Below are 19812 nucleotides of genomic sequence, written 5' to 3' on the forward strand. Positions count from 1 at the left end.
GGGTCTGTTCGCGGGTTTGAGCCAACCTGCGGCAATTTCACCTTCGCGCTCTACCCTTGGAAGTCAATCGGGTCGAAATATTTGAGCCCCGAAACTCCCAGTTGAGCCAGCGCCATCATGCAAGCGATCCGCCGGTAGTTGTGAAAGACGAGGACGTGCCCGATCCATCCGCCGTAGCTGAAGACCATGGGCGGATCGCAATCGGCATCGACGAAGGTCATATCCCACATCTTTTCTCTCTCATAGGTAGCGATCGTCTCCCGGAGCTCTTGATACGACTTGTCCAGCGAAGCTCGAAACAGTTGGACAGTCTGCTCGTTAACTGGTGCGTCCGAAGCACCCGTCGTATGGCGAAGGAGAGACCGGAGGGTCTGATGCTGAGACATCCAGGCTAGAGGGTCGTAGTAACCGGAGACGGGCCGGTCCAGTTGTACTTCGGTTAGGCCTTCACACCGGTCGAGGATCTGTTTCATCCCTTCGTAATGGGCGCCAATCATGCGGTCGAGGACATTCATTGAGAGTTCTCCTTGTTGAGAATCGTCCGAGAAGAGGGCAGGCGCAAAGTGGATCGAAGATGGAGCGGCCAACCGGTACTCGGTTGGGCCAAGGCGCCGATAGTCGACCAGGCGAGATGCGAAACGCCCGTCGGAACGCCCGGGTAAACGCTTCGATCGCCACAAACCCCGCCCGAAAAGCGATAGTGGCGATCTCCATTTCGGTCCTGGTCAGCTCGTATGCTGCTCTTTCCAACTTGAGCCGTCGCCGAAGATCGATCGGCGTTTCACCAACCTCCTTCCGGAACCGGCGATAGTACTGCGCAACGCTATAGTTGGCTTGGTCTGCCAACTCGCGGGCACAAACCTGCTCATCGCTTTCCACCGCATCCCTTGCCCACTCCTTACTCATCACAACACCCAAGATGATCGCCAACCTGAGGTAACAATCGGTTGACCCGTATTCTCACTCTGCTCGTCGCCAGCGCTCGCGCCGCTTTCCCCCTGGACGGACGGATACGGGCGGCAAGACGCGACCGGTTTCGGCACATGAATGCTGATGTGCCATTGCTCGGGACAAAAACCGGGAACGCGTCCTAATTGCGCTGAGGTTACAACGGGTAGTGGCTACCCCCTTGATGCTTCGAGATGAAAACCGAGTCTCGACCCTCGGTCGAGCGCTCGTGATCCTCACGATTCTCTTGGATGTCACCTTAATGTGGGAACCGCCCACCGTAGGACTTGAACTTTAACAACTCGGAGTCTAGGAAAGCTCCGATTGTTGCAATCAGCTATTTAGCAGTTTCCAATTCCCTTCGGAAACGACCTCGACAGTTCCGTTTACGACCTTGAAAGCAGTGTGAATATCGGTAGCGTAGGCTTTGCCGCCGATTTCCGCTGCCCATTTCTCTGCGTTCTCCATCGTATTCCAGGGGCAGCCATCGGCGCCCAAGTGCGGAAAGATTGAGAAGTCGACGACTCCTAAGGCTTCATCGCCTCCTCCGGGAGGATTCCAGCCTACAAAGTCCGATCCGATGCGGGGCGTCATCACCATACTTCCAGCGCTTAAGCCCACCCAAAGCTTATCGTCCAAGTTCGGCAGGAGGTCCGCGAGGCCGGATTCGCGCATCCAGTGGGCCAGGTAAAGGGCGTCGCCGCCATTCACAAGGAGTGCATCCGACGCCTCAATCCAGCCCATCCAGCGCTCTTTGTTGAGGCTGGGGAGCGCGGTAAGTTCGAGCACACCCACCGACTTCCAACCGAGACCGGTCATCGGACAGCGTTCCTCACGTCCGCTGACGAAGCGGTACGCCCCCTGAGGGCTGCCTTGCGGGTGGCCGTAGCCCGCAGTGGGAATGCAGAGCACATTGGACTCTTCGATCGGCTTGCCAAGCATCCCGATAAGCGCCTTGTGGATGCTCTGGTTCTTAATGCCCGAGTCGGTGAGGAGGAGTTTGATCATAATTCGCGTGCCCTTTCTCTTCCTAGTCGATCCAAAACCGCCGTTTTCGACAAGCCGGCGGGAAAATCTTCAGGAAATTTCATCGAAGCTACCTGCAAGGAAAGTCCTCACAATACTTTTCCAAAGATCGTCAACCACCAGAGTTTCAAACCCTCTACGTGCGGGGTACCACCTGATTTCGAACCTAGAATTGCCCTTGAGAAGGCAAACACCTCTGTAGCTCCGCCAATGTAGGGTTGAGTAGGCACCATGACGAATCGGGAACTTTATCGGGAAATTGAGGACGTCGTCGAACGACACAAGTCTGGAGGGAGAATGCTCGAACAGTACTTGTCGGCCCTCCTAGTCCTGGCTCGCCAGCAAAGCAGCTTGGATAGCCAGCCGGTTGAGGCCTTCATTCGGCTGCTATCGGATGCCTTCACAGCAGAACCGCTGACCTTCGATGAGGTCTGGAGAACTCAGGTCACACCCTTGGCATGGGAAGCAACGCTGATTCGTCAACTCGTCGACCTGCGCGAGATGGACGAAATCGGAACCCTGAAGAACGAGTATAGATACTTCGGCGTTAGCGCGCCGCGGGGATCTTCCTGGTACAACTTCGACCCGGCATCATTCCTCGAGTGCGGAGTGAGGGGAACGTTCGGGGGATGGGAACAGGACGATTCGACCACGCGAGCATATGTTCCAGGTCAAGTAGCCGCCCTGAATTTGGAAGGACAGATCGTCAGCGTAAATCCGGAGGATACCGGCGATCCAGTGATCGAGGTCCCGGAGATTTCTTGGGGGCAATTCCGAGAATTTCTTTTGTGCGGCCAACAATACGAATAAAACACGCATGCTAGCCGTCCCACCCGTCACTCTGGAAAACCCAGTCTGAAAACCGTAGGGTGATCACGTGGTTGTCGAGCTCAGTGGTAAACACCATTTCCCACAGCGTAGGTGTGTCGCTCGGGAAAGGCAACCTAATGAACTCAAGGCGCAAGCTGTCAAAGAATGCCTGGGGGCTCGAACCATCTTGAAATGGCTCGCCATTACCCACGAGGTCAGCATGATACTGCGCTAAGAGAGCCGGGTACTTTGCCTCGATCTGCTGGAAGAACTCTCGTTGACGCTCCGACGGTTCTCCAGCCCCATGCCCCAAGGCGAATTCCACGTTTCTTCCGACTGGTGAGAATAGCTTTGTTCCGATCCAGCCGGCTTGCTTATCCAATCGCAATCGTCCGAAGTATGGATCGTCAAATTCTGCTGGACCTGAATCGTTAGGTGGCTTCCGTTTCGAAAAAAGACGTAGTTGCACGTACTGCACCCCGAATATCCTTACCACAGGATAACATCCGGGCTTCTTTCGTCTTCTTCAGAAACTCCGTGACCACCTTCCTAAATGCGTCTGGCCTTTCCACCCATGGGTAGTGGCCGCATTGGCCCAGGAAGGTGAGCTGCGAGCCGGGGATCGTGTTGTGAATCTCGAGTGCGGTCAAGTCGCCGATCGGGTCTTGGTGGCCCTGGACGATGAGGACCGGGCATTGGAGCTTTCTTAGACCCGGCCGCGCGTCGTACCCCTTGGCGAGGTCGGCGAAAACCAGTTCGTTCATCCTCGCGTGGAACGATCCCTCGGGGATGGCGGCGGCCCAGGCCAACCCTTTGGCTCGGTCGAAGAAGTATGCGGCGGTGGTCACGCGCACGCGTTCCAGCATCGCCTTCTCGTGGTCCACACCGTGACTTTCCGCCGCGTTCCAGTAGGCCATCAGCCTTTGGTCTTCGGGCGTCTGGCGGGCCGCGAGGTTGTCAAGGAGCCACGAGGCGAATTCAAGCGTAGGCCCGCCCGGCCCGATGAGGATCATCCGATCGACCCGATCGGGGTGGGCGGAGGCATAAGCCTGGGCGAGAAGGCCACCTCCGGAGTGCGCGACCAAGAACAGTCGTTCTTGCTTCAGCGCGACACGCAGTGCTTCGAGGTCTTCCACCCAAAGCTTCACGTTCACGGTCTCGGCCGACAAGGACGGAGGCATCGACCTACCCGTTCCGCGTTGCTCGAGGTAGATCCGCTGGTAATCGCCAGGCAGAAAGCCGCCGACTTCCTTCATGTAATCGACGTCGAACCCCGGCCCGCCGCTGACCAGCACCACCGGCGTTCCGTTCCCTTCGGTCCGGTAATAGAGGTCAAAGCCGTCGCGCCGGACTTTGCCGTCCTCCGCCCAACCCATCACTATTGCGCCGAGGGCAACCACCACGACGAGAAAAGCTCGGCGAAAAAAGGACTCTTTCATCTGCACCCTGCGTGGTCCTTGGGCGGAGGCACCCCTATCGTTTCAGGATGTACCGCGAGACCTGCACACAGGTTCGCTACGAACCGCAAGGGGCCATGCGTTCCCACGCCAGGTAACGGTGAGCATGAGTCAGCTCTGAGAACGCTGGACGTCCAGCCGAAGTCGCTACTCCGCCGCGGAAGAGGCCAAGTTTCGCGGGACATATTACGAAACTGCCCACTCTCACTTATGCGTTTAACTTGCAAGTTCCCCGAGACGGGGGAATCTTAAATCAGTTCCGGAGCGCCTGTAATCGCCAAATGTGATGACAAAGTCCCTCGCGATTTTGCTTGGCTCAGCCGCCATCCTGCCATATGATGTTGTTTTAGCGTGACCCCTTCGTCACGCCGGGAGGATGATTTGCCTAGAACGTTTTTGCTACTCGCAGCGGTTGCTGCCGGGTCCGGCTTAGGTCAATTGGGCCTAGCTCAGCGTGCGCCACTACCGGACGTTACGGTCCCCAGCTTCGTGGGCCAATCGACCGATTTGGGGCACTCGAACCCCCAACGCCTACTTCATGTTTCGGTCAGCTTGCCGCTGGGAAACTCGGCCGGATTGGAGGCGTTTTGCGACAGTGTGAGCAACCCGAAGAGCCCCAACTACCGCCAATTCATCACTCCGGAAGAGGTCGGTAGGCAGTTCGGTGTGACACAAACTCAGATGCAGAAAGTCGTCGACTTTCTGTCCGCAAGCGGGTTCAAGATCAAGCAGATTGGCGCGAATCGAATGACGATTCTCGCGGATTGCACGGTGGCTCAAGCCGAGGCCGCGTTCAAGACGTCGATCCACGACTTTAATTCGGTAGCCCCGGGCGTTTCGGTAGCCCAGAAACTGCAAAGTGGCCAACTGTTCGACATACCCACTGAGAGGCATTTCTCCTTCACGAAACCACTCACGCTCCCGACCACGCTGCAGAACCTGGTGATCGACGTGGCGGGCTTGGAAGACTACACCCGTCCGCAGCCGCGCGTTTTGACCCCAACTCAAACGCGAGGCTTGTATGGCCTGGCTAACATGTACGCCGGAGGAAGCCAAGGTCAGGGCCGGACGATCGCCATCTCGAATTTCGATGGCTACCGCCTTAGCAATGTGCCGCTCTACTACTCACAGTACAGCTTGCCGACTCCGGCCGGCGGTGCGGGCAGCAACATTACGGTCAAGACCATCAGTGGCGGCGCTGGAAGCGGTACCCCCCAAGGCGAGGGAGACCTCGATATCCAGATGGTTCTCGGCATGGCACCGCTGTGCAACTTCGAAATCTACGATGGCGGCGGGTCCGACCTCATCGGCACTCTGACGCGGGAAGTCAACGACAACACCGCCGACGTCATCAGCGAAAGCTATGGCTGGAATCTTCCGGCCTCGACGGCTACGTCGGCCCACAATCTTCACCTCTCGATGACGGCCCAAGGCATCACCTACATGGCAGCCAGCGGCGACTCGGGCACTACGTTAGAGCCGTACTCCTATCCGGACTATGATCCGGAGGTGCTGATGGTTGGCGGCTCGATCGCCAGCGTCAACGCCAGCAATCAGCGCACCTCCGAGGTCGGCTGGAGTCTTTCCGGCGGTCAGGGTGGCGGAGGCGGTTGGAGCACCAACACCGCATCGTTCAACGTTCTGCCGAGCTGGCAGCACGGTACGGGCGTCCCAACCAACATCAACAAGCGGCTCGTTCCGGACGTCGCTCTCAACGCCGCCGGTTCCGGTTCCGGCGCTTACTACTTCTATTTGAACGGAACGCTTTCCAGCGGCTATGTGGGCACCAGCTTCGCATCGCCCGTCTTCGCCGGCAGCCTCGGGGTTGCTGAGCAAAACATCATTGCGCAGGGCGGATTGCCGGCTAACGGATCCGGCAAACGGCGATTCGGGCGGATTCAGGACCTGATCTATTCGCAGAATGGGCGATCCGACGTCTGGTTCGACATCACATCGGGGAATAACGGAAACCTTCCAAATGGATCGGCCTCAAACGCGGGTCCGGGTTGGGACTTCGTCACCGGTTTTGGCGCGATCAACTTCGGCGCCTTTGTCACCACGCAGGTCAGCGTTACGGTACCGGCCGCTCCGACCGGCCTCGCCGCGACCGCCGGCAACGCCCAGGCATCTCTGACCTGGACCGCAAGCGCGGGAGCGACGAGCTACAACGTCAAGCGAGCCACGACGAGTGGCGGCCCGTACACCACCGTCGGCAGCCCGACCACGACCTCGTTCACCAACACCGGTCTCACGAACGGCACTACTTACTACTATGTAGTCACCGCCGTGAACTCCGCGGGTGAAAGCGGCAACTCCAATCAGGCGTCGGCGACCCCGAACGTCTCGCTTCCGGCTGCCCCAACCGGGCTCACCGCCACCGCCGGCAATGCCCAGGCTTCGTTGACCTGGACCGCCAGCACGGGGGCCACGAGCTACAACGTCAAGCGGGCCACGACGAGTGGGGGGCCGTATTCAACGGTCGGCAGCTCGTCTACGACCTCGTTCACCAACACGGGTCTAACCAACGGCACGACGTACTACTACGTGGTAACCGCGGTCAACTCCGCCGGCGAAAGCGGTAACTCCAATCAGGCCACGGCAACGCCTTCCGCGGGCGTATCCCAGCAGTTGCTTCTGAACCCAGGGTTCGAAAGCGGCGCGGCCAATTGGACGATGACGTCCGGCGTCCTAAACAACACCAGTTCCCAACCTGCGCATGGCGGCTCTTACGATGCCTGGATGTGCGGTTATGGGAGCAGCCACACCGATAGCGTGTACCAGACGGTCACGATTCCGTCCAACGTCACTTCGGCGACGCTAACGTTCTGGGTGCATATCGATACGGCGGAGACGACCACCTCGGTCGCCTACGACACGGCATCGGTTCAAATCCGGAATTCGAGCAATTCCCTACTGACGACGCTTGCGACGTACTCGAACTTGAACAAGGCGACTGGCTACGTGCAGAAGAGCTTCGACGTAAGCGCATACAAGGGTCAGACGATCCGTGTGTACGTAACCGCGACCGAAGATGCTTCGCTTCAGACGTCGTTCGTATTCGACGACTTCGCGCTGACGACGCACTAAGCCTCGTTTGTCAGGAAAGGCGGCGGCCCCATTCGGCCGCCGCCTTTCCGATGTTTGAACCGGGCGCAAACAAAAGGCGCTGACTACGATTTGAGCAGGGCTCTTTCTTCGGGAGTCACCAAGAATTTGGAATTGGTGCGGTTCCGCCGAACCGGGGTACTTGCTCCATCCGGCCGGACGACCCACTCAAACTCCCCCTCCATCGGGTGAGAACCGTATGCCGCGAAGGCTCCGATCTCCGACAGCTTGCGCCGTTGGCCGGCCGTCAACTTCGCGTGGGGCGAAATTCGTAGACCCTGCCTCTGCAGATAGCGAGGGATCGTGCCGCCGACCGCCCGGCGACGCTTTGACGGCACGAGATTCACGTGCCAATCGATCTTAGCCCGGCTTCCGTGTCGCCGTTGGTACATCAGCGTTCCTCCGGCGTTTTGTTCCCCGAGGAAGATCACGAATCGTTCTGAGGCCGACCCGATCGGGTACAGCCCGTCGCTGTGGGCTCCTCCCAGCATTTCGGAACCTACACGGATATATCCGTAGTCTCCCTGTGGGTCGTCGAGCACAGATTCGAACTGCTCTCTCCAGCGCGAGAGAGCCTGAATTTTGCGGTCGACCGAATTGACCGCACCCCGATGGGTCCAAATCGCGGCAAGGAGTGCAAAACAAAGATTCACGGCGCACTAAAGGGACGTCTTGGATGCGCAACCGTTTCCGGCATCGTCGCCCAGGTCGCTTTGGAACCGACGCGAGATCGCGACAGTCTTCCGAACGTGACAATGTTTCATGCAGATCGCCAGATTCGTCATCGCTTAACGTTCAACCTCCGCACTTTGTCGATCGGCGCTGTGCTTATGGCCTCATCGGCCTCTTCAGCCCTTGCCGCCGACCAGCTTCATCAACGAACCAGCCGTGATGCGTTCATGCATGTGCAGTACACGTCGAAGGCAGAGTTCATCCGAGGGCTAAAAAACCATCCCAAAGCGCTCAAGGCAATGGCAAAGTCCCTCGGCACGAGTCCAAGCCGACTCTTGCAGTACATCCACGACGACCTTCACCTGGGTCGTTTGAAAACCACCGGCAATTACATGGTCTGGGGCCTCCACAAGGGTCACATCTACAAGACGCACGTTCGATATATGGCGGGAATGCCCGCGTGGGTTACGTCGGATGGGACCCCTGTCATCTGTTGGCGTTGCTCCAACCCGATGACGGACCACCTGCAAACAGTGGCCACCCGGGCCGAAACCGTGGTAACTCCTCCGCCCACCCCGGTGGTCACGCCTCCGCCGGTCGAACCGCCCCCTGTGGCAGTAACGCCGCCACCAGTGGTGACTCCGCCACCGGTCGAACCGCCCCCCGTGGCAGTAACGCCACCGCCCGTGGTGACTCCGCCGCCCGTCGAACCTCCGGCTGTTGTAGTCACGCCGCCACCCGCAGTGGTTGTGACACCGCCCGAGCATAAGGAGGTCGTCGTGCGCGAAAACCGGCGTCGGATTGGAGTCAAGCTAGGCGCGACTACGTGGACCGAATACTTCGGAACCAACGAGACGCTGGCGACCGCTGGATTGGATTTTGATCTCTTGAACTTCAATTCCAATAACCATTTGGCCCTCTACGTCGACACTGCGGGCGAATTCGAAAATCACTCACCGTACCGGTGGTACGGAGGGGGACTCGAATTGCGGCACGATCTCGGCGACCCGTCGAAGTCGTGGGCGCCGTATGTCGGTCTCGGCATTGGTTACTACTCCGGGCACATCAATGACTTCTTCGCCACTGACTTCAATAAGCTTGGCGGAAAAGCCTTTGTGGGCCTGCAGTCGCTTAGCGGACTCTTCCTTGAGCTGCAGTACAACCAACTGGGCCACGAGGTCGGAAGGGATTTGAGCCGATTCGGCCTAAGTCTCGGCTATCGCTTCTAGCCCGCAAGGTGGCCCGCAGGCAACCCATATCCCCCTTCGCATCTTCGCGAAGGGGGCTTAGCGCTCACCCCGAGCCGGCAGTCAAAGGACCTCGGCGCTTTTCAGTTTGCCCCTCTGCCGCGCTTGCCTGGGTCACACTGAACGGATGCCTTTGCCAACCCCGACGCTGAATACGCCTCGGCTATTGTTGCGACCTTTCGCGGAAACCGATACGGACGCGATTTTTGCGTTACAGAGCAACCCGCGCGTCTTGCGTTACTGGGATTCGCCGCCCTGGAAGAACCGCGCGCAGGCGGAGCGTTTCATTGCGGTTTGCCGCCAGATGGAGCAGGAAGGCACCGGCGCGAGGCTGGCTGTCGAGCGCACTTCCGACAATGCGTTCATCGGTTGGTGCAGTCTGTCCAAATGGAATCCGGACTACCGCAGCGCGAAGATCGGCTACTGCTTTGATGAGGCGGCATGGGGCAACGGCTTCGCCACCGAAGCGGCCGGCACGTTGTTGCAGTGGGCTTTCGACACGCTGGATCTAAACCGCGTTCAATCCGAGACCGATACGCGCAACGCGGGATCGAGCCGCGTATTGGAGAAGCTCGGCTTTATCCGAGAAGGTACGTTACGAGAAGATTGCATCGTGGATGGCGAGGTATCGGATTCCTGGGTCTATGGACTTCTCAGGCGGGGATGGAAACGGTAAGTCGCACGAAATCCGATCGACGAGAAACGATACGATTACAATTACTCACGGTCTTTAACGCAAAGGCTTAGGAAGACAAATGACGGTCGAAGAACAAATCAAAGAGTATATTGCCGGCCAATCAGAACCAAAGCAAAGCGACTTGAAAGCGTTGCATCAGCTCGCGCTTCAAGCATCGCCCGGATGTAAATTGTGGTTCCTCGACGGTAAAGACGGTGAGGGCAAGGTTGTCGCTAACCCTAACATCGGTTATGGAAGTTACATCATAAAATATGCCGACGGAACGACCAGAGAGTTCTACCAGGTTGGTTTGAGCGCAAATAAGACCGGAATCTCCGTTTATATCATGGGGTTAGACGATAAGACCTACTTAGCGGAAACTTTCGGAAAGTCAATCGGCAAGGCGAGCGTGACCGGGTATTGCATCCGGTTTAAGTCCATAAAGGATATAGACCTCGATATGCTCCAGGTAGCAGTACGATATGGATTTGGTGCACAGAAGGAAAAGGAATGAGCTGGTGAAATCGTTACTTCGTGCCTTGCCTTAGAATCAGGTCTTAGGCAAGGCACGATGAAACTTCTTCTCACGACTGACGGCACTGGAAGCGGTTCGACCGATAGGACTATTTCAACAGCTTTTCCTTGAACCACTGGAGTGCCTTCGTTAACCCAGGACCGAAGGTCTTGTCATCGTGGCCGCCTCCGGGAATGACCTCGAGCTTGTGCTCGACGCCGGCCTTGGCCAACGCTTGATCCATGGCTTGAGCCTGTTGAAGAGGGACGATCTTGTCATCATCGCCGTGAACGATCAGCGTCGGCGGGAACTTAGGGTTTACATAAGTGATCGGCGAAAGCTTCCGTAAAGGAGCTTCAATATCGCTTCTGGGAGCTTTGGGATCGATCCCGAGTGCGGGAAAGAAAATGGCCATTTGAGGCTCGTCGGTGAGTACGAAGGCCGGCTTTCCCCAATTGGCTAAATCGGTCGGAGGAGCGATGGCGGCGACCGCGTTTACGGGAAACTCCGGTGAGCCGGCGATCATAAGCGAGAGATGCGCGCCCGAGCTGATGCCGGACACCCCCACTCGATTAGTATCGATTCCGTAGTCGGCGGCATGCGCGTGAACAAACCGGACCGCGGTTCGAACCTGTTCCACAATCTCCGCGACCTTGAACCGCGGCTGCGCGCCGTGAACGACTTCAAACACGGTGAAGCCGCCGTCGACAAAAACCTTTTCGATCGCAGGTCCAAAGCTGTTCAGCATAGAGTGGTCCGACATCCACCCTCCGCTTACCATAAAGACCACTGCCGCCTTGTTCGGTTTTGCCGGCTTGAGAACGTCCATCGTGAACGCCACTCCTCCCGCCTTCATGTAGATCACATCGCGGGTACGAGTCTGAGCCGAGGCCAGGGTGACCAGCAAAGGCAGGAGCACAACGGGAAGGCGCGGCAACATGCGGGCAGTATAACGGGACACGCGAATCCCGGCCATTGATCGAGGAATGGCCCCAAGGCGACGACCCGCCCGTCGGCTAGTTCGTGCCGCGATAATTCCGTCAACCGAAACATGAAGAATTAATTCTCTGCTCATAGTTGCAGGATCGTCGTTTTGGTCCACACCAATTCGACAAGCGATCTCAAAGGTTTGAAAATCGCGAAACGGAATGACGCCTCACTTAACTTCAATCGAATCTGCACGGCTGATCGAAACGATCTCGATCGGCGGCTCCAGCGACTGTTTCTCGGCGTGCGATCTCTGGATTTTGCGAACGACGTCCATTCCCTTCTTCACCCTTCCAAAGGCCGCGAAACCCTGTCCGTCGGGATTTCGTTTCCCGCCAAAGTCCAACTCGGGTTGCTTGCCGATGCAGATGAAGAAGTCGGACGTTGCCGTGTCGGCTCCATCGCGGGCCATCGAGATGGTTCCATCCAGGTGGTGAAGGCCCGTCACATTGGTCCGCTCCAATAAGATCGGCGGGAAATCCTGTTTTTCGAACTTGGGATTGACCCCTGCCTGAACGACCTCGATCTTCACCTTCTTGTCCGGCTGGTTCTTCGGCGTGACCGTCCGATGAAATCGCCCGCCGGAGTAGCGCCCCTCATCGACATACCGGAGAAAGTTGGCCGCCGTCCCAGGGGCATGCCTGACGTCGACCTCGACGAAGATCGATCCAAGCTTCGTCTCGATTTTCACCAAAGGATTGGGGGGTTCCGTGCCGTAAAGCATCGATCCCGCAACAAGAACAAATCCCAGTAAGCCCATCAATCCAGGTTACATCCACCCGAGGGGCGGTTAGTCACCAAGGGCGATACGGGGGATTGCCGACCAGCCTAATTTAACGTTATATTATGAATGCTCGGAACAATTGCATTTAAGGAGACGGCCTCCCGTTGCGAGCCAGAACATCGCTCCCACAACCCTCACCGGAGAGACAAAAAGGCAATGAAGTCAATTTCGAAAATAGCAGTTGTAGTGTTGGCGTCGGCGGCCTCGCAATTTGCGCCCGCTCAGAATGACAAGATGGTCCCTATTCCCACCCCCAAGCAACCGAACGCTATCGTTCTCGGTACCGGGAAGCTTCCCGAGGCGACTGCAGAAGAGTCCTGGCATTCCCAATACGGCAGCAGGTTCGCCAGAAACGTGAGCATTGCCACCCTGACGCCGTTTCTTCCGGCCAAGTCCAAGGCGACGGGAGCGGCCGTCATCGTGGCTCCGGGCGGAGGGTTTCGCACCCTTTCCATGGAAAATGAAGGGTCGAACGTTGCGAAGGCGCTGGCCAAGAAAGGGGTGGCGGCCTTTGTCCTGAAATATCGACTCAATCCGACCCCTCCGGACATGGCGGGATTCGAAGCCTCCATGCGGCAGATGTTTTCCGGTCCACCCCGGCGTCCCGCGGCTCCCCGGGATCCATCGGAGGCGCTTGCGCCGCAGATCGCCGACGCGGTTGCGGCATTCGAGCTTGTGCGCTCGCGAGCAAAGGAATGGAACGTCGACCCGAGCAAGGTTGGAATGATTGGCTTTTCGGCCGGGGCGATGTTGACGATGTCCACGACCCTTTATGGAAAGGATGTGCACCCGGCGTTCATCGGCGATATCTATGGTCCGCTCAATGCGGTCAAGGTGCCTAGCGACGCCCCGCCACTATTCATCGCACTTGCCGCGGATGACCCATTCTTTGCTAATGGTGGGTTCGGGGTGATCGACAGCTGGAAGGCGGCGAAGCGTCCGGTCGAGTTCCACCTTTATGAACAAGGGGGACACGGCTTCGGGATGTACCCGAAAGAAACGACCAGCACCGGATGGTTCGAGGCCTTTGCGTCGTGGCTACGCATGCACGGCTACATTAAGTCGTGACGATCCAGGCGAACACTTTCGCCTGGGATCCGTTCATTGAACGGGCTGGCCCGACCGGGCCAGCCCTTCTCTTTACTCTTCGTGAGTAACCTCGTTAGGCCGGCCGATAAATCTTGACAACCGCCCCAGTATCGAACTGGATGAGATCTTCCAGCCTAAGGTCGAGCGGCTTGTCGAGGCCGGCGAAAATCGGTAGACCGCAGCCGAGCGCAACCGGATGCACAGCCAGGATGATCTTGTCGACCAGGTTGGCCGCGATCAGGCTCGACGCGAAGGAGGCGCCGCCATGAGCGAGGATCGGTTTACCCTCCTCTTGCTTCAGGCGTTGGATGTCCGCAGCCAGATCCGTCCCCGCCACGAGCGGGTTTCGCCAACTTTCCAGCACCGTATCGTCGATGGCCGGGCGCCCTTCTCCGTTTGCCGCCTTTATATCAGGCGCTGAGATCTTGCCACTTCTCGAGAACACGACCTTAGGGATCTCGTTCATCGGCCTTGCCATCGGTAGTGGCGAGGTAGGCCAGTAGCCAGCCATATCTTGATAGGTGCGATGCCCCATTGCATGGAGGCCCGCCTGCCCCAGCAACTCGATAAGCCACGTTCGGCTTGCTTCACTAGAAGAACGGAAGACCCAGTCGAGCTCCCCGTTCGGTCCGGCAACATACCCGTCGATCGACATCGACATCTTCAGAATCAGTTCTCTACTCATGATCGAAGCTTGGTCGAACCAGTCGATTGGAAATCGACAGCAGGCTCTACGAAAACCGAGATTTTTCAAAATCCCTTTGGGCTGTCTCCGCGGCTACCATATGACCTAGAATGGGTGGAGGGCTTTCAACCACTATGGAACGAAATACAGAGGATCATCCGATCGCCGCGCCCAGCAGGAAGCAGTTGCTGCTGGCACGCCTCTCCTTCGTCCGGCGAGAGCTGAACGAAATACTGCGGCATCTAAGAGACGACCAGCTCAGCTATGCGCCCGGAGCTGGGGTTCGACCCACTTTCGATCAGTTTCTCGAAATCGGGATGAACGAAGTGATGGCCGTGGCGCTCCTTCGCGATGGCAAGACTCTCACCCACGCCGAAGCAGAGGCGCAACTGTCGCATGAGCCAACCGTGGCTTCCTACCGAAAGATGCTGGAGGACGTTCGCGCCGACACTGTGGCGTATATCGAGACGCTCTCCGAAGAGGATTTAGCCGAGCCGGTCGAGGCATCCAATCCTTGGTATGCCTCTTTCGGCATGAAAGCCGTGCCACGCTACGATGCCCTCACGAGCGTCGCGCTACACGAGTCTTATCATGTCGCGCAGCTCATCACATATGCCTGGGCGCGCGGCGACGATCCTTATGATTGGTAGCGCGAAAAGCTCATGGGCCGTCCATCATTTAGATCATGAAAGCTTGGCCGAAGGCGGTTCCTATTTGGTGAAGTCCCCTTCGGCTGCGCTTAGGCTGCTTTGCGCGATTCCGTTTTTGGTTGGCGCCTTTGGTTGGGGTGAGCGACAAGGAGTACCGCCCGAGAACCGGAGCGGTAAGACCGGCGACCCGATCTCGCGGCTGGCTAAGGAGATCGACTCGAAAGCGCGAACCCTCGCTTACGAACCTAGCCATGGGTATCTCCGGGCGCTACTGAGCGAGCTTCATATCGACCCCGTTTCGCAGGTGCTGGTCTTCTCAAAAACCAGCTTTCAATCCGCTTTTATCGATCCGAGTACGCCACGTGCGATCTACTTCGACGGCAATTGTTACGTCGGCTGGATTCCCGGGGCGCCGAATATTGAAATCATTACCGTCGATCCCGAGCTTGGCCCGCAGTTCTACACGTTGGCAAACCGGAGGACGGCGATGCCCCGTTTCGTAAAACAGACGGACGATTGCTTTTCTTGCCACGACTCCCCGATGACACACAACCTCCCGGGTCTGCTGACACGGTCGGTGTACGCTGCCCCAGACGGTCGGCTCCTCACGGCAGCCGGTTCCTATGTAACAACCTCGGTCAGCCCGATATCGGAGCGTTGGGGAGGGTGGTATGTGACCGGCAAAAGCGGATCCCAACTTCACATGGGAAACGAACCTGCCCGCGGCCCCGAGGCGAACCCAACACAAGATCGCCGGCGCGGAACGAACGTCACCGATCTCAGCCGCTATTTCGATACGAGCACGTATCTGACGCCGCATTCCGACATCGTTTCGCTCATGGTGCTCGAGCAACAAACGACGATCACAAACTGTATTAACCAAGCTGCGCAATCGACCCGCGCGGCGCTTAAGTACGCGGCCGACATGCTTGCGCTGGGTTGGGAGCGGGACCATATCGACGCTGGAACGATCGAGCGAGTCAACCACGCTTGCGAGCCGTTGGTTCGCGCGCTGCTAGGGGCCGACGAGCCCGCTCTGACTTCCCCGCTGATCCCATCCAACGGATTCTCTAAGAAGTTCTCCCTAAGTGCGCCACCCGACCCGCAAGGCCGCCGACTCAGCGACCTGGATCTCAAGACGCGGATCCTGCGTTATCCCTGCAATCCAATGATCTATTGCACCGGGTTCCGTGGCTTGCCAACGCCGGCTCGAGACCACGTGCTTCGCCGCCTGCGTGAGGTCCTCTCCGGCAAAGACACATCCGTCCAATTGCCCGGCGTTACCTCGGAAAGCCGCGCCGCCGCCCTTGCCATCTTGGACGCGACCGTTCACTGAGATAATGAGGTCGCTCCATGATTCGAACACTCGCCCTAATTGTTCTAACCATACTTTCGATGTCGTCCTGTACGCATTCTCAATCCTTTTATGCCATTTCAGGATTAGGGACCATCCCACTCTCAGGGATGCAAGGAGAGATATCTTGGGCAGACGGGCAACCGGCCAGTTCAAGTGGTGAGATTCGCGGAGAATCGTCGGAACGTCTGCTTACCCTCATCTTTCTGACACCCATGGCAAGAGGAAATGGCAGCCGAGGTGGCGACTCTGACACGGGTGGATCGTTGGCAACATTCGAGCTTGCGAACGGGATTTTTCCTGACAATGTGGACGCTAGAGTCGAGTGGGATAAGCGGGCCGACGTCGTCAAGATCGACGGTAATGAATTCGATCGTTCGAAGGGAACACTTTTCGTAATCGTGAAATCTCCAAGATCTCTTGGGAAAGTCTGGCAGTTGACATCGCCATCTGGGATTACAGATGCGAAAGAGTTACTGGCGCATGCCAAGGCGGAACTTCAGGACGTAGAAGCCGTTCAGGACGCTTCATTAGACCTGAGTTGAAGTTCGGCTTATCCTAAAATTCTTCCCTGCCATCTCGACGCCGCTAAAACTTAGGTGCACCGAGGGGAGCTCCGGGAACTTAGTAGGATGGCCAGGCAAGGCATCATGAGACTCCTACTGACCTCCTTCGGTATCAGCAAACGCGAGCATCCACGAGGCGCTAGCCGACCAGACGGCGATCAAGGTCGTCAATGGAACCGTGGAAGTCGTTTCAGAAGGACACTGGAAGCTGCTTTCACCGACGAGTTGAAGACTCTACGTGCGGTCATCTCGCAGTTTCACCCTATCCGACGTACACCTCCTCATCACCCCAGCAGGTCTGGAGAAAATCTATTTGGCCGGTGTGGAGGGTGGCGTGCCAGCCGGGGAGCTTCATGAGCCAAGTCATCGGCATGGACCAGCCTTGACCGGATTCCAGGGTGGAGGCGACGTCTTCGGGGGTGAGGGAATCTAGGGCGGCGAGGACCTCGTCGGCGCCTTTCCGGAAGATCGTTTCGACTTCCTCACGGCTCGTAACGGCGACTTCCTCCGCCTTTCTCTGCGCAAGCCACTCCGTCAGGTTCTCGGGCATCGGCAGCTTGCGATCCCGGATCATCTGAGCGAACCGGCCGTAATAAAGGGCGGTGTGCGCGGCGACCCGGAGAGCTGACTTCGCCGTTGGAGCCGGCGTCCAGGTCAACTTGTCATCCGGAACGTGGGAGAAGTTCCTTAGGAACGTCTCCATTTCCTGCACTGCGCTTTTTTTGCATGAGGCAACGATGTCTTCCATTTTCGTAATCCTACCGGTTCAGACGCTCCAAATCGGCAAAGCGCAGTATGAGTTGGTTGCCGAAATCGATAACAAAAAGGTGCTTTACGGCCGAGGATTCACTGGACTCTGCAGCAATTGGTGAGCCATCTGGCGATCAATAAAACAGTGGGTCGCCAAGTGGTTGTCGAATATGGACCGTGCCGCTCGACCATATGCAAACGGCCCAACCGCGAGCCGTTATCGGAGAAGACACGATGAACTATTTGGTAGCCATTCACCACCGCGACGACTACGACCCGACCGTCGAAGACGAAGCGATGCACCGCGACATCGACATCCTCAACGACGAGATGGTAGCTGCGGGAGTCAGGGTCTTCGTGGGCGGGCTGCACCTCGCAAGCCGCGCGAAATCGCTACGCGCCCAGTCTGGTGGCAAAGTGAGCGTCACCGATGGTCCGTACCTGGAGACCAAGGAACACATCGGTGGGTTCTGGGTGCTCCAAGCCGCCAACATGGACGAAGCGCTCGAGTGGGGCCGCAAGGCCGTAATCGCCTGCCGGGCCCCGGTCGAAGTCCGCCAGTTTCATTGAGGCGGAATCGCGCTGAGGGTGTCCCAAGCGGCCGGACGAACACCGCTTCGGCAATAAGGCGAGCCTGCACCATTCGGTGGCTGGCTAGTGGATGGGGCGGCGAAATTCTCTCACGATCATGTAGATCAACGAAGACCTAACCGGCTCGAGACGCTTCGTACGGACCTGACAAGCGGGCAGATCTACCCGTTTCGCTTAACCATCTCCGCGATCCAGATCGGGGCGTAAGGAGAGACGCACCCCTTCGAAACCGGATAGTCGCGGAAGGCGCCCAGTTTCTCGCCGATTGCGATCGCGCGGGAACGGTGCTCCGGGAATTTGATGCCGATCTCCGCCAGGCAGTAGTTCATCGTCCATTGAACCGTCGAAGGGGCGCTCCCCATCTCGGCTTCGATACGATCCAACAGGCCGGGAAGATCTAACCCCTCGGGGTCCTTGATGACCCTTTCGGTGGTCAGGCTCCAACCCATACGGGCGGCAATTTCGTGGTCGGAGTCCATCCACCGCTGACGCTGCGCCTCCTTTTGCGGGTGGAGCTTGATGATGTTCGTCGCCAGCCAATCGGCCACCTGATAATAGGTGACGGCTTCGATCATTCGGTCGAGGTCATCGACCGACAGCGTTTTCGGCTTGACGATCAGGGTCGCCAGTAGCATCGCGTCGATGTTGCCGCTCGCCCATAGCTTAGCGGCGAGGTCCGGGTCTACTTTGATCTGCTTGGCCATAGCGCGCAAGTCGGCGGTTTTGACGCCAAAGTAGTTGTCGCCGGCACCGCGCTTTGCGTTGTACGCCCGCACCTGTTCATTGCCAAGCGCCTGCAACTGGGCCATCACTTCCTCATACGTCATGGCGCGATTGTATCAAAACTTCTCGCTTCCTGCCGTCGCTTGTAGCGCGCTGTTGGGGCACAGGCGACTCCGGATGGCTCCGAAAAGTCCGTTCTTTCTCCCGACCTTTGAAGTCGAGCTGCCGGTCGATATGGGCCACGTCTTGCAGATCTCCGAGAGCCGGCATCGGGGTGGCATGAACCCGCTGACCCAGCCCTCGCCAGTTAGAGACTTAGTTGGCTAATCCGCTCCGCCAGGCTCGCGGCGCCAATCTCTCGCAGAACTGCGGCCCCCCTGAGCCAATCCGGCGGTCCGTCTGGGAGCACCACCGGCACTTCCGGCCGCATCGTAACGACTTCTCGAAAAGTTAGGGCAAGTTTTGAGTCCTCGGTATCGCCCCAGGCTTCGACGATCCGGTCCAAGGTGCCGTAACGGAGGAGCAGGGACGATGCGGCCTTGGGACCGACGCCGCGAATCCCCGGAATCTTGTCGGAAGCGTCTCCGCTGAGCGCCTTAAAGTCTGGAACCTGCTCGGGAAGGACGCCCATCCGTTCCACGACCTCGCGAGGTCCGATTCGGCTCAGCTCGCGCGTTCCCCGTTGGGCGGCGAGAACGAAGATCTCTTCACAGACGAGCTGGTAGGCGTCGCGGTCGGTGGTAAAGAGGAGGGCACTTCCCCCTTGAGCCACTTCGCTCCTTGCCGCGGCGGCCATGATGTCGTCGGCTTCGAACCCGGCCGCCTTTCCAACTCCGAAACCGAATGGCCGGCAGAGGTCGGGCAAGCGGTTGATCTGCTCGACGATTTCCGGGTCGAAGATGCGCCCACCTTGATACGGCGGCCACAGGCGGTTGCGATAAGTGTCGACGCCGAGCGTGTCCCAGGCAACGAAGATTCCGCGAGCTGGCACTTCGCTCCAGACTCGGCTGAGCATGCTGAAGAAGCCGACGATCGCGTTGATTGGACGGCCGCCCTCCCCTTTAACGCTCTTAGGCGTCGAATGATAGGCGCGGTGGGCGAGATTGTCGCCATCGACGATCAGGAGCGGCTTGCGGAGCACGGTTAGGATCATGGCAGAGGGTCCACCAAGACTTTCA

General features: G+C 58.1%; 22 protein-coding genes and 1 pseudogene. 12 read left to right on the forward strand and 11 right to left on the reverse strand.

Going from position 1 to position 19812, the window contains the following annotated elements; genetic code table 11:
• Positions 1-50: 50 nt before the first annotated feature.
• The 3 genes from OP10G_RS21080 to OP10G_RS21085 all read right to left on the reverse strand — a co-directional run bounded on the left by OP10G_RS21080 (position 51) and on the right by OP10G_RS21085 (position 1953).
• The gene (locus tag OP10G_RS21080) at positions 51-497 is read right to left on the reverse strand and encodes a hypothetical protein (protein ID WP_144241290.1); all 447 of its coding nucleotides are present in this window, start codon (positions 495-497) and stop codon (positions 51-53) included.
• Positions 448-906, reverse strand: a complete 459-nt coding sequence (locus tag OP10G_RS27990; RefSeq protein WP_084179602.1) for a helix-turn-helix transcriptional regulator — start codon at positions 904-906, stop codon at positions 448-450. The genes OP10G_RS21080 and OP10G_RS27990 overlap by 50 nt, the downstream gene beginning before the upstream one ends.
• A 375-nt stretch (positions 907-1281) precedes the next feature.
• Positions 1282-1953, reverse strand: coding sequence for a Type 1 glutamine amidotransferase-like domain-containing protein (locus OP10G_RS21085; RefSeq protein ID WP_025228452.1), 672 nt, complete (start codon positions 1951-1953; stop codon positions 1282-1284).
• A 252-nt stretch (positions 1954-2205) separates the two neighbouring features.
• Here OP10G_RS21085 and OP10G_RS21090 point away from each other — a divergent pair, with 252 nt between their 5' ends.
• Positions 2206-2784, forward strand: a complete 579-nt coding sequence (locus OP10G_RS21090; RefSeq protein ID WP_144241292.1) for a hypothetical protein — start codon at positions 2206-2208, stop codon at positions 2782-2784.
• A 431-nt stretch (positions 2785-3215) separates the two neighbouring features.
• Here OP10G_RS21090 and OP10G_RS21100 read toward each other — a convergent pair whose 3' ends face one another.
• A complete protein-coding gene (locus tag OP10G_RS21100) occupies positions 3216-4223 on the reverse strand; it encodes an alpha/beta fold hydrolase (protein ID WP_038473517.1) in 1008 nt (335 codons plus the stop codon).
• Positions 4224-4730: 507 nt separating this feature from the next.
• Between OP10G_RS21100 and OP10G_RS25260 the strand changes: the two genes are divergently transcribed.
• Positions 4731-7328, forward strand: coding sequence for a protease pro-enzyme activation domain-containing protein (locus OP10G_RS25260; protein ID WP_227624998.1), 2598 nt, complete (start codon positions 4731-4733; stop codon positions 7326-7328).
• An 83-nt stretch (positions 7329-7411) separates the two neighbouring features.
• Here OP10G_RS25260 and OP10G_RS21110 read toward each other — a convergent pair whose 3' ends face one another.
• Positions 7412-7999, reverse strand: a complete 588-nt coding sequence (locus OP10G_RS21110; RefSeq protein WP_025228447.1) for a hypothetical protein — start codon at positions 7997-7999, stop codon at positions 7412-7414.
• Between the two features lie 156 nt (positions 8000-8155).
• Here OP10G_RS21110 and OP10G_RS27250 point away from each other — a divergent pair, with 156 nt between their 5' ends.
• The 3 genes from OP10G_RS27250 (at position 8156) to OP10G_RS21125 (ending at position 10455) form a co-directional block, all read left to right on the forward strand.
• Entirely contained in the window at positions 8156-9247 is a 1092-nt protein-coding gene (locus tag OP10G_RS27250; protein ID WP_227624999.1) for a hypothetical protein, read from the forward strand.
• Between the two features lie 145 nt (positions 9248-9392).
• Positions 9393-9941: a GNAT family N-acetyltransferase gene (locus OP10G_RS21120; RefSeq protein ID WP_025228445.1), complete on the forward strand. Its 549-nt coding sequence runs from the start codon at positions 9393-9395 to the stop codon at positions 9939-9941.
• Positions 9942-10020: 79 nt separating this feature from the next.
• Complete coding sequence (locus OP10G_RS21125; RefSeq protein ID WP_025228444.1) at positions 10021-10455, forward strand: DUF1801 domain-containing protein; 435 nt, start codon at positions 10021-10023, stop codon at positions 10453-10455.
• Between the two features lie 109 nt (positions 10456-10564).
• Here the strand turns inward: OP10G_RS21125 and OP10G_RS21130 are convergent, their stop codons facing one another.
• Together OP10G_RS21130 and OP10G_RS21135 are read right to left on the reverse strand one after the other, a co-directional pair.
• Entirely contained in the window at positions 10565-11395 is an 831-nt protein-coding gene (locus OP10G_RS21130; protein WP_025228443.1) for an alpha/beta hydrolase, read from the reverse strand.
• A gap of 216 nt (positions 11396-11611) precedes the next feature.
• Positions 11612-12133 carry a peptidylprolyl isomerase gene (locus OP10G_RS21135; RefSeq protein WP_227625000.1) on the reverse strand — a complete coding sequence of 174 codons (522 nt, stop codon included), beginning with the start codon at positions 12131-12133 and terminating at the stop codon, positions 11612-11614.
• A 249-nt stretch (positions 12134-12382) separates the two neighbouring features.
• Between OP10G_RS21135 and OP10G_RS21140 the strand changes: the two genes are divergently transcribed.
• Complete coding sequence (locus OP10G_RS21140; RefSeq protein ID WP_038473520.1) at positions 12383-13294, forward strand: alpha/beta hydrolase; 912 nt, start codon at positions 12383-12385, stop codon at positions 13292-13294.
• A 94-nt stretch (positions 13295-13388) separates the two neighbouring features.
• Here the strand turns inward: OP10G_RS21140 and OP10G_RS21145 are convergent, their stop codons facing one another.
• Positions 13389-14000, reverse strand: coding sequence for a dihydrofolate reductase family protein (locus OP10G_RS21145; protein WP_038476311.1), 612 nt, complete (start codon positions 13998-14000; stop codon positions 13389-13391).
• A gap of 134 nt (positions 14001-14134) precedes the next feature.
• Between OP10G_RS21145 and OP10G_RS21150 the strand changes: the two genes are divergently transcribed.
• The 4 genes and pseudogenes from OP10G_RS21150 to OP10G_RS27995 all read left to right on the forward strand — a co-directional run.
• The gene (locus tag OP10G_RS21150; protein WP_025228439.1) at positions 14135-14650 is read left to right on the forward strand and encodes a DinB family protein; all 516 of its coding nucleotides are present in this window, start codon (positions 14135-14137) and stop codon (positions 14648-14650) included.
• Positions 14651-14693: 43 nt separating this feature from the next.
• Positions 14694-15986 (forward strand): hypothetical protein, encoded by a 1293-nt coding sequence (locus OP10G_RS21155; protein WP_052547888.1) that lies wholly within the window; start codon positions 14694-14696, stop codon positions 15984-15986.
• A gap of 17 nt (positions 15987-16003) precedes the next feature.
• Complete coding sequence (locus OP10G_RS26535) at positions 16004-16549, forward strand: P-loop NTPase family protein (protein WP_144241293.1); 546 nt, start codon at positions 16004-16006, stop codon at positions 16547-16549.
• Positions 16550-16706: 157 nt separating this feature from the next.
• A pseudogene (locus OP10G_RS27995) lies at positions 16707-16799 on the forward strand (Type 1 glutamine amidotransferase-like domain-containing protein); the annotation flags it as partial.
• Between the two features lie 33 nt (positions 16800-16832).
• Here OP10G_RS27995 and OP10G_RS21165 read toward each other — a convergent pair.
• Positions 16833-17318, reverse strand: a complete 486-nt coding sequence (locus tag OP10G_RS21165) for a DinB family protein (protein WP_084179610.1) — start codon at positions 17316-17318, stop codon at positions 16833-16835.
• On the opposite strand from OP10G_RS21165, the gene OP10G_RS27680 reads away from it, so the two are divergent.
• Positions 17308-17442, forward strand: a complete 135-nt coding sequence (locus OP10G_RS27680) for a hypothetical protein (protein WP_265101636.1) — start codon at positions 17308-17310, stop codon at positions 17440-17442. The two genes, OP10G_RS21165 and OP10G_RS27680, sit on opposite strands and share 11 nt — an antisense overlap.
• Positions 17443-17554: 112 nt before the next feature.
• Positions 17555-17890, forward strand: coding sequence for a YciI family protein (locus OP10G_RS21170; protein WP_025228436.1), 336 nt, complete (start codon positions 17555-17557; stop codon positions 17888-17890).
• Between the two features lie 182 nt (positions 17891-18072).
• Here OP10G_RS21170 and OP10G_RS21175 read toward each other — a convergent pair whose 3' ends face one another.
• Positions 18073-18738, reverse strand: coding sequence for a DNA alkylation repair protein (locus OP10G_RS21175; RefSeq protein ID WP_025228435.1), 666 nt, complete (start codon positions 18736-18738; stop codon positions 18073-18075).
• A 203-nt stretch (positions 18739-18941) separates the two neighbouring features.
• On the reverse strand, positions 18942-19787 hold the full coding sequence (locus OP10G_RS21180) for a 5'-3' exonuclease (RefSeq protein ID WP_025228434.1): 846 nt from the start codon (positions 19785-19787) through the stop codon (positions 18942-18944).
• Positions 19788-19812: the final 25 nt, after the last annotated feature.

This window comes from Fimbriimonas ginsengisoli Gsoil 348 (genome assembly GCF_000724625.1).
GTDB classification, from domain to species: Bacteria; Armatimonadota; Fimbriimonadia; order Fimbriimonadales; family Fimbriimonadaceae; genus Fimbriimonas; species Fimbriimonas ginsengisoli.

What these genes read in the sequence shown, in the direction of transcription:
- OP10G_RS21080 (WP_144241290.1), bottom strand. Translation starts at nt 497, where the DNA reads ATGATTGGCGCCCATTACGAAGGGATGAAACAGATCCTCGACCGGTGT.
- OP10G_RS27990 (WP_084179602.1), bottom strand. Translation starts at nt 906, where the DNA reads ATGAGTAAGGAGTGGGCAAGGGATGCGGTGGAAAGCGATGAGCAGGTT.
- OP10G_RS21090 (WP_144241292.1), top strand. Translation starts at nt 2,206, where the DNA reads ATGACGAATCGGGAACTTTATCGGGAAATTGAGGACGTCGTCGAACGA.
- OP10G_RS21100 (WP_038473517.1), bottom strand. Translation starts at nt 4,223, where the DNA reads ATGAAAGAGTCCTTTTTTCGCCGAGCTTTTCTCGTCGTGGTGGTTGCC.
- OP10G_RS21120 (WP_025228445.1), top strand. Translation starts at nt 9,393, where the DNA reads ATGCCTTTGCCAACCCCGACGCTGAATACGCCTCGGCTATTGTTGCGA.
- OP10G_RS21125 (WP_025228444.1), top strand. Translation starts at nt 10,021, where the DNA reads ATGACGGTCGAAGAACAAATCAAAGAGTATATTGCCGGCCAATCAGAA.
- OP10G_RS21130 (WP_025228443.1), bottom strand. Translation starts at nt 11,395, where the DNA reads ATGTTGCCGCGCCTTCCCGTTGTGCTCCTGCCTTTGCTGGTCACCCTG.
- OP10G_RS21140 (WP_038473520.1), top strand. Translation starts at nt 12,383, where the DNA reads ATGAAGTCAATTTCGAAAATAGCAGTTGTAGTGTTGGCGTCGGCGGCC.
- OP10G_RS21145 (WP_038476311.1), bottom strand. Translation starts at nt 14,000, where the DNA reads ATGAGTAGAGAACTGATTCTGAAGATGTCGATGTCGATCGACGGGTAT.
- OP10G_RS21150 (WP_025228439.1), top strand. Translation starts at nt 14,135, where the DNA reads ATGGAACGAAATACAGAGGATCATCCGATCGCCGCGCCCAGCAGGAAG.
- OP10G_RS26535 (WP_144241293.1), top strand. Translation starts at nt 16,004, where the DNA reads ATGATTCGAACACTCGCCCTAATTGTTCTAACCATACTTTCGATGTCG.
- OP10G_RS27680 (WP_265101636.1), top strand. Translation starts at nt 17,308, where the DNA reads ATGTCTTCCATTTTCGTAATCCTACCGGTTCAGACGCTCCAAATCGGC.
- OP10G_RS21165 (WP_084179610.1), bottom strand. Translation starts at nt 17,318, where the DNA reads ATGGAAGACATCGTTGCCTCATGCAAAAAAAGCGCAGTGCAGGAAATG.
- OP10G_RS21170 (WP_025228436.1), top strand. Translation starts at nt 17,555, where the DNA reads ATGAACTATTTGGTAGCCATTCACCACCGCGACGACTACGACCCGACC.
- OP10G_RS21175 (WP_025228435.1), bottom strand. Translation starts at nt 18,738, where the DNA reads ATGACGTATGAGGAAGTGATGGCCCAGTTGCAGGCGCTTGGCAATGAA.
- OP10G_RS21180 (WP_025228434.1), bottom strand. Translation starts at nt 19,787, where the DNA reads ATGATCCTAACCGTGCTCCGCAAGCCGCTCCTGATCGTCGATGGCGAC.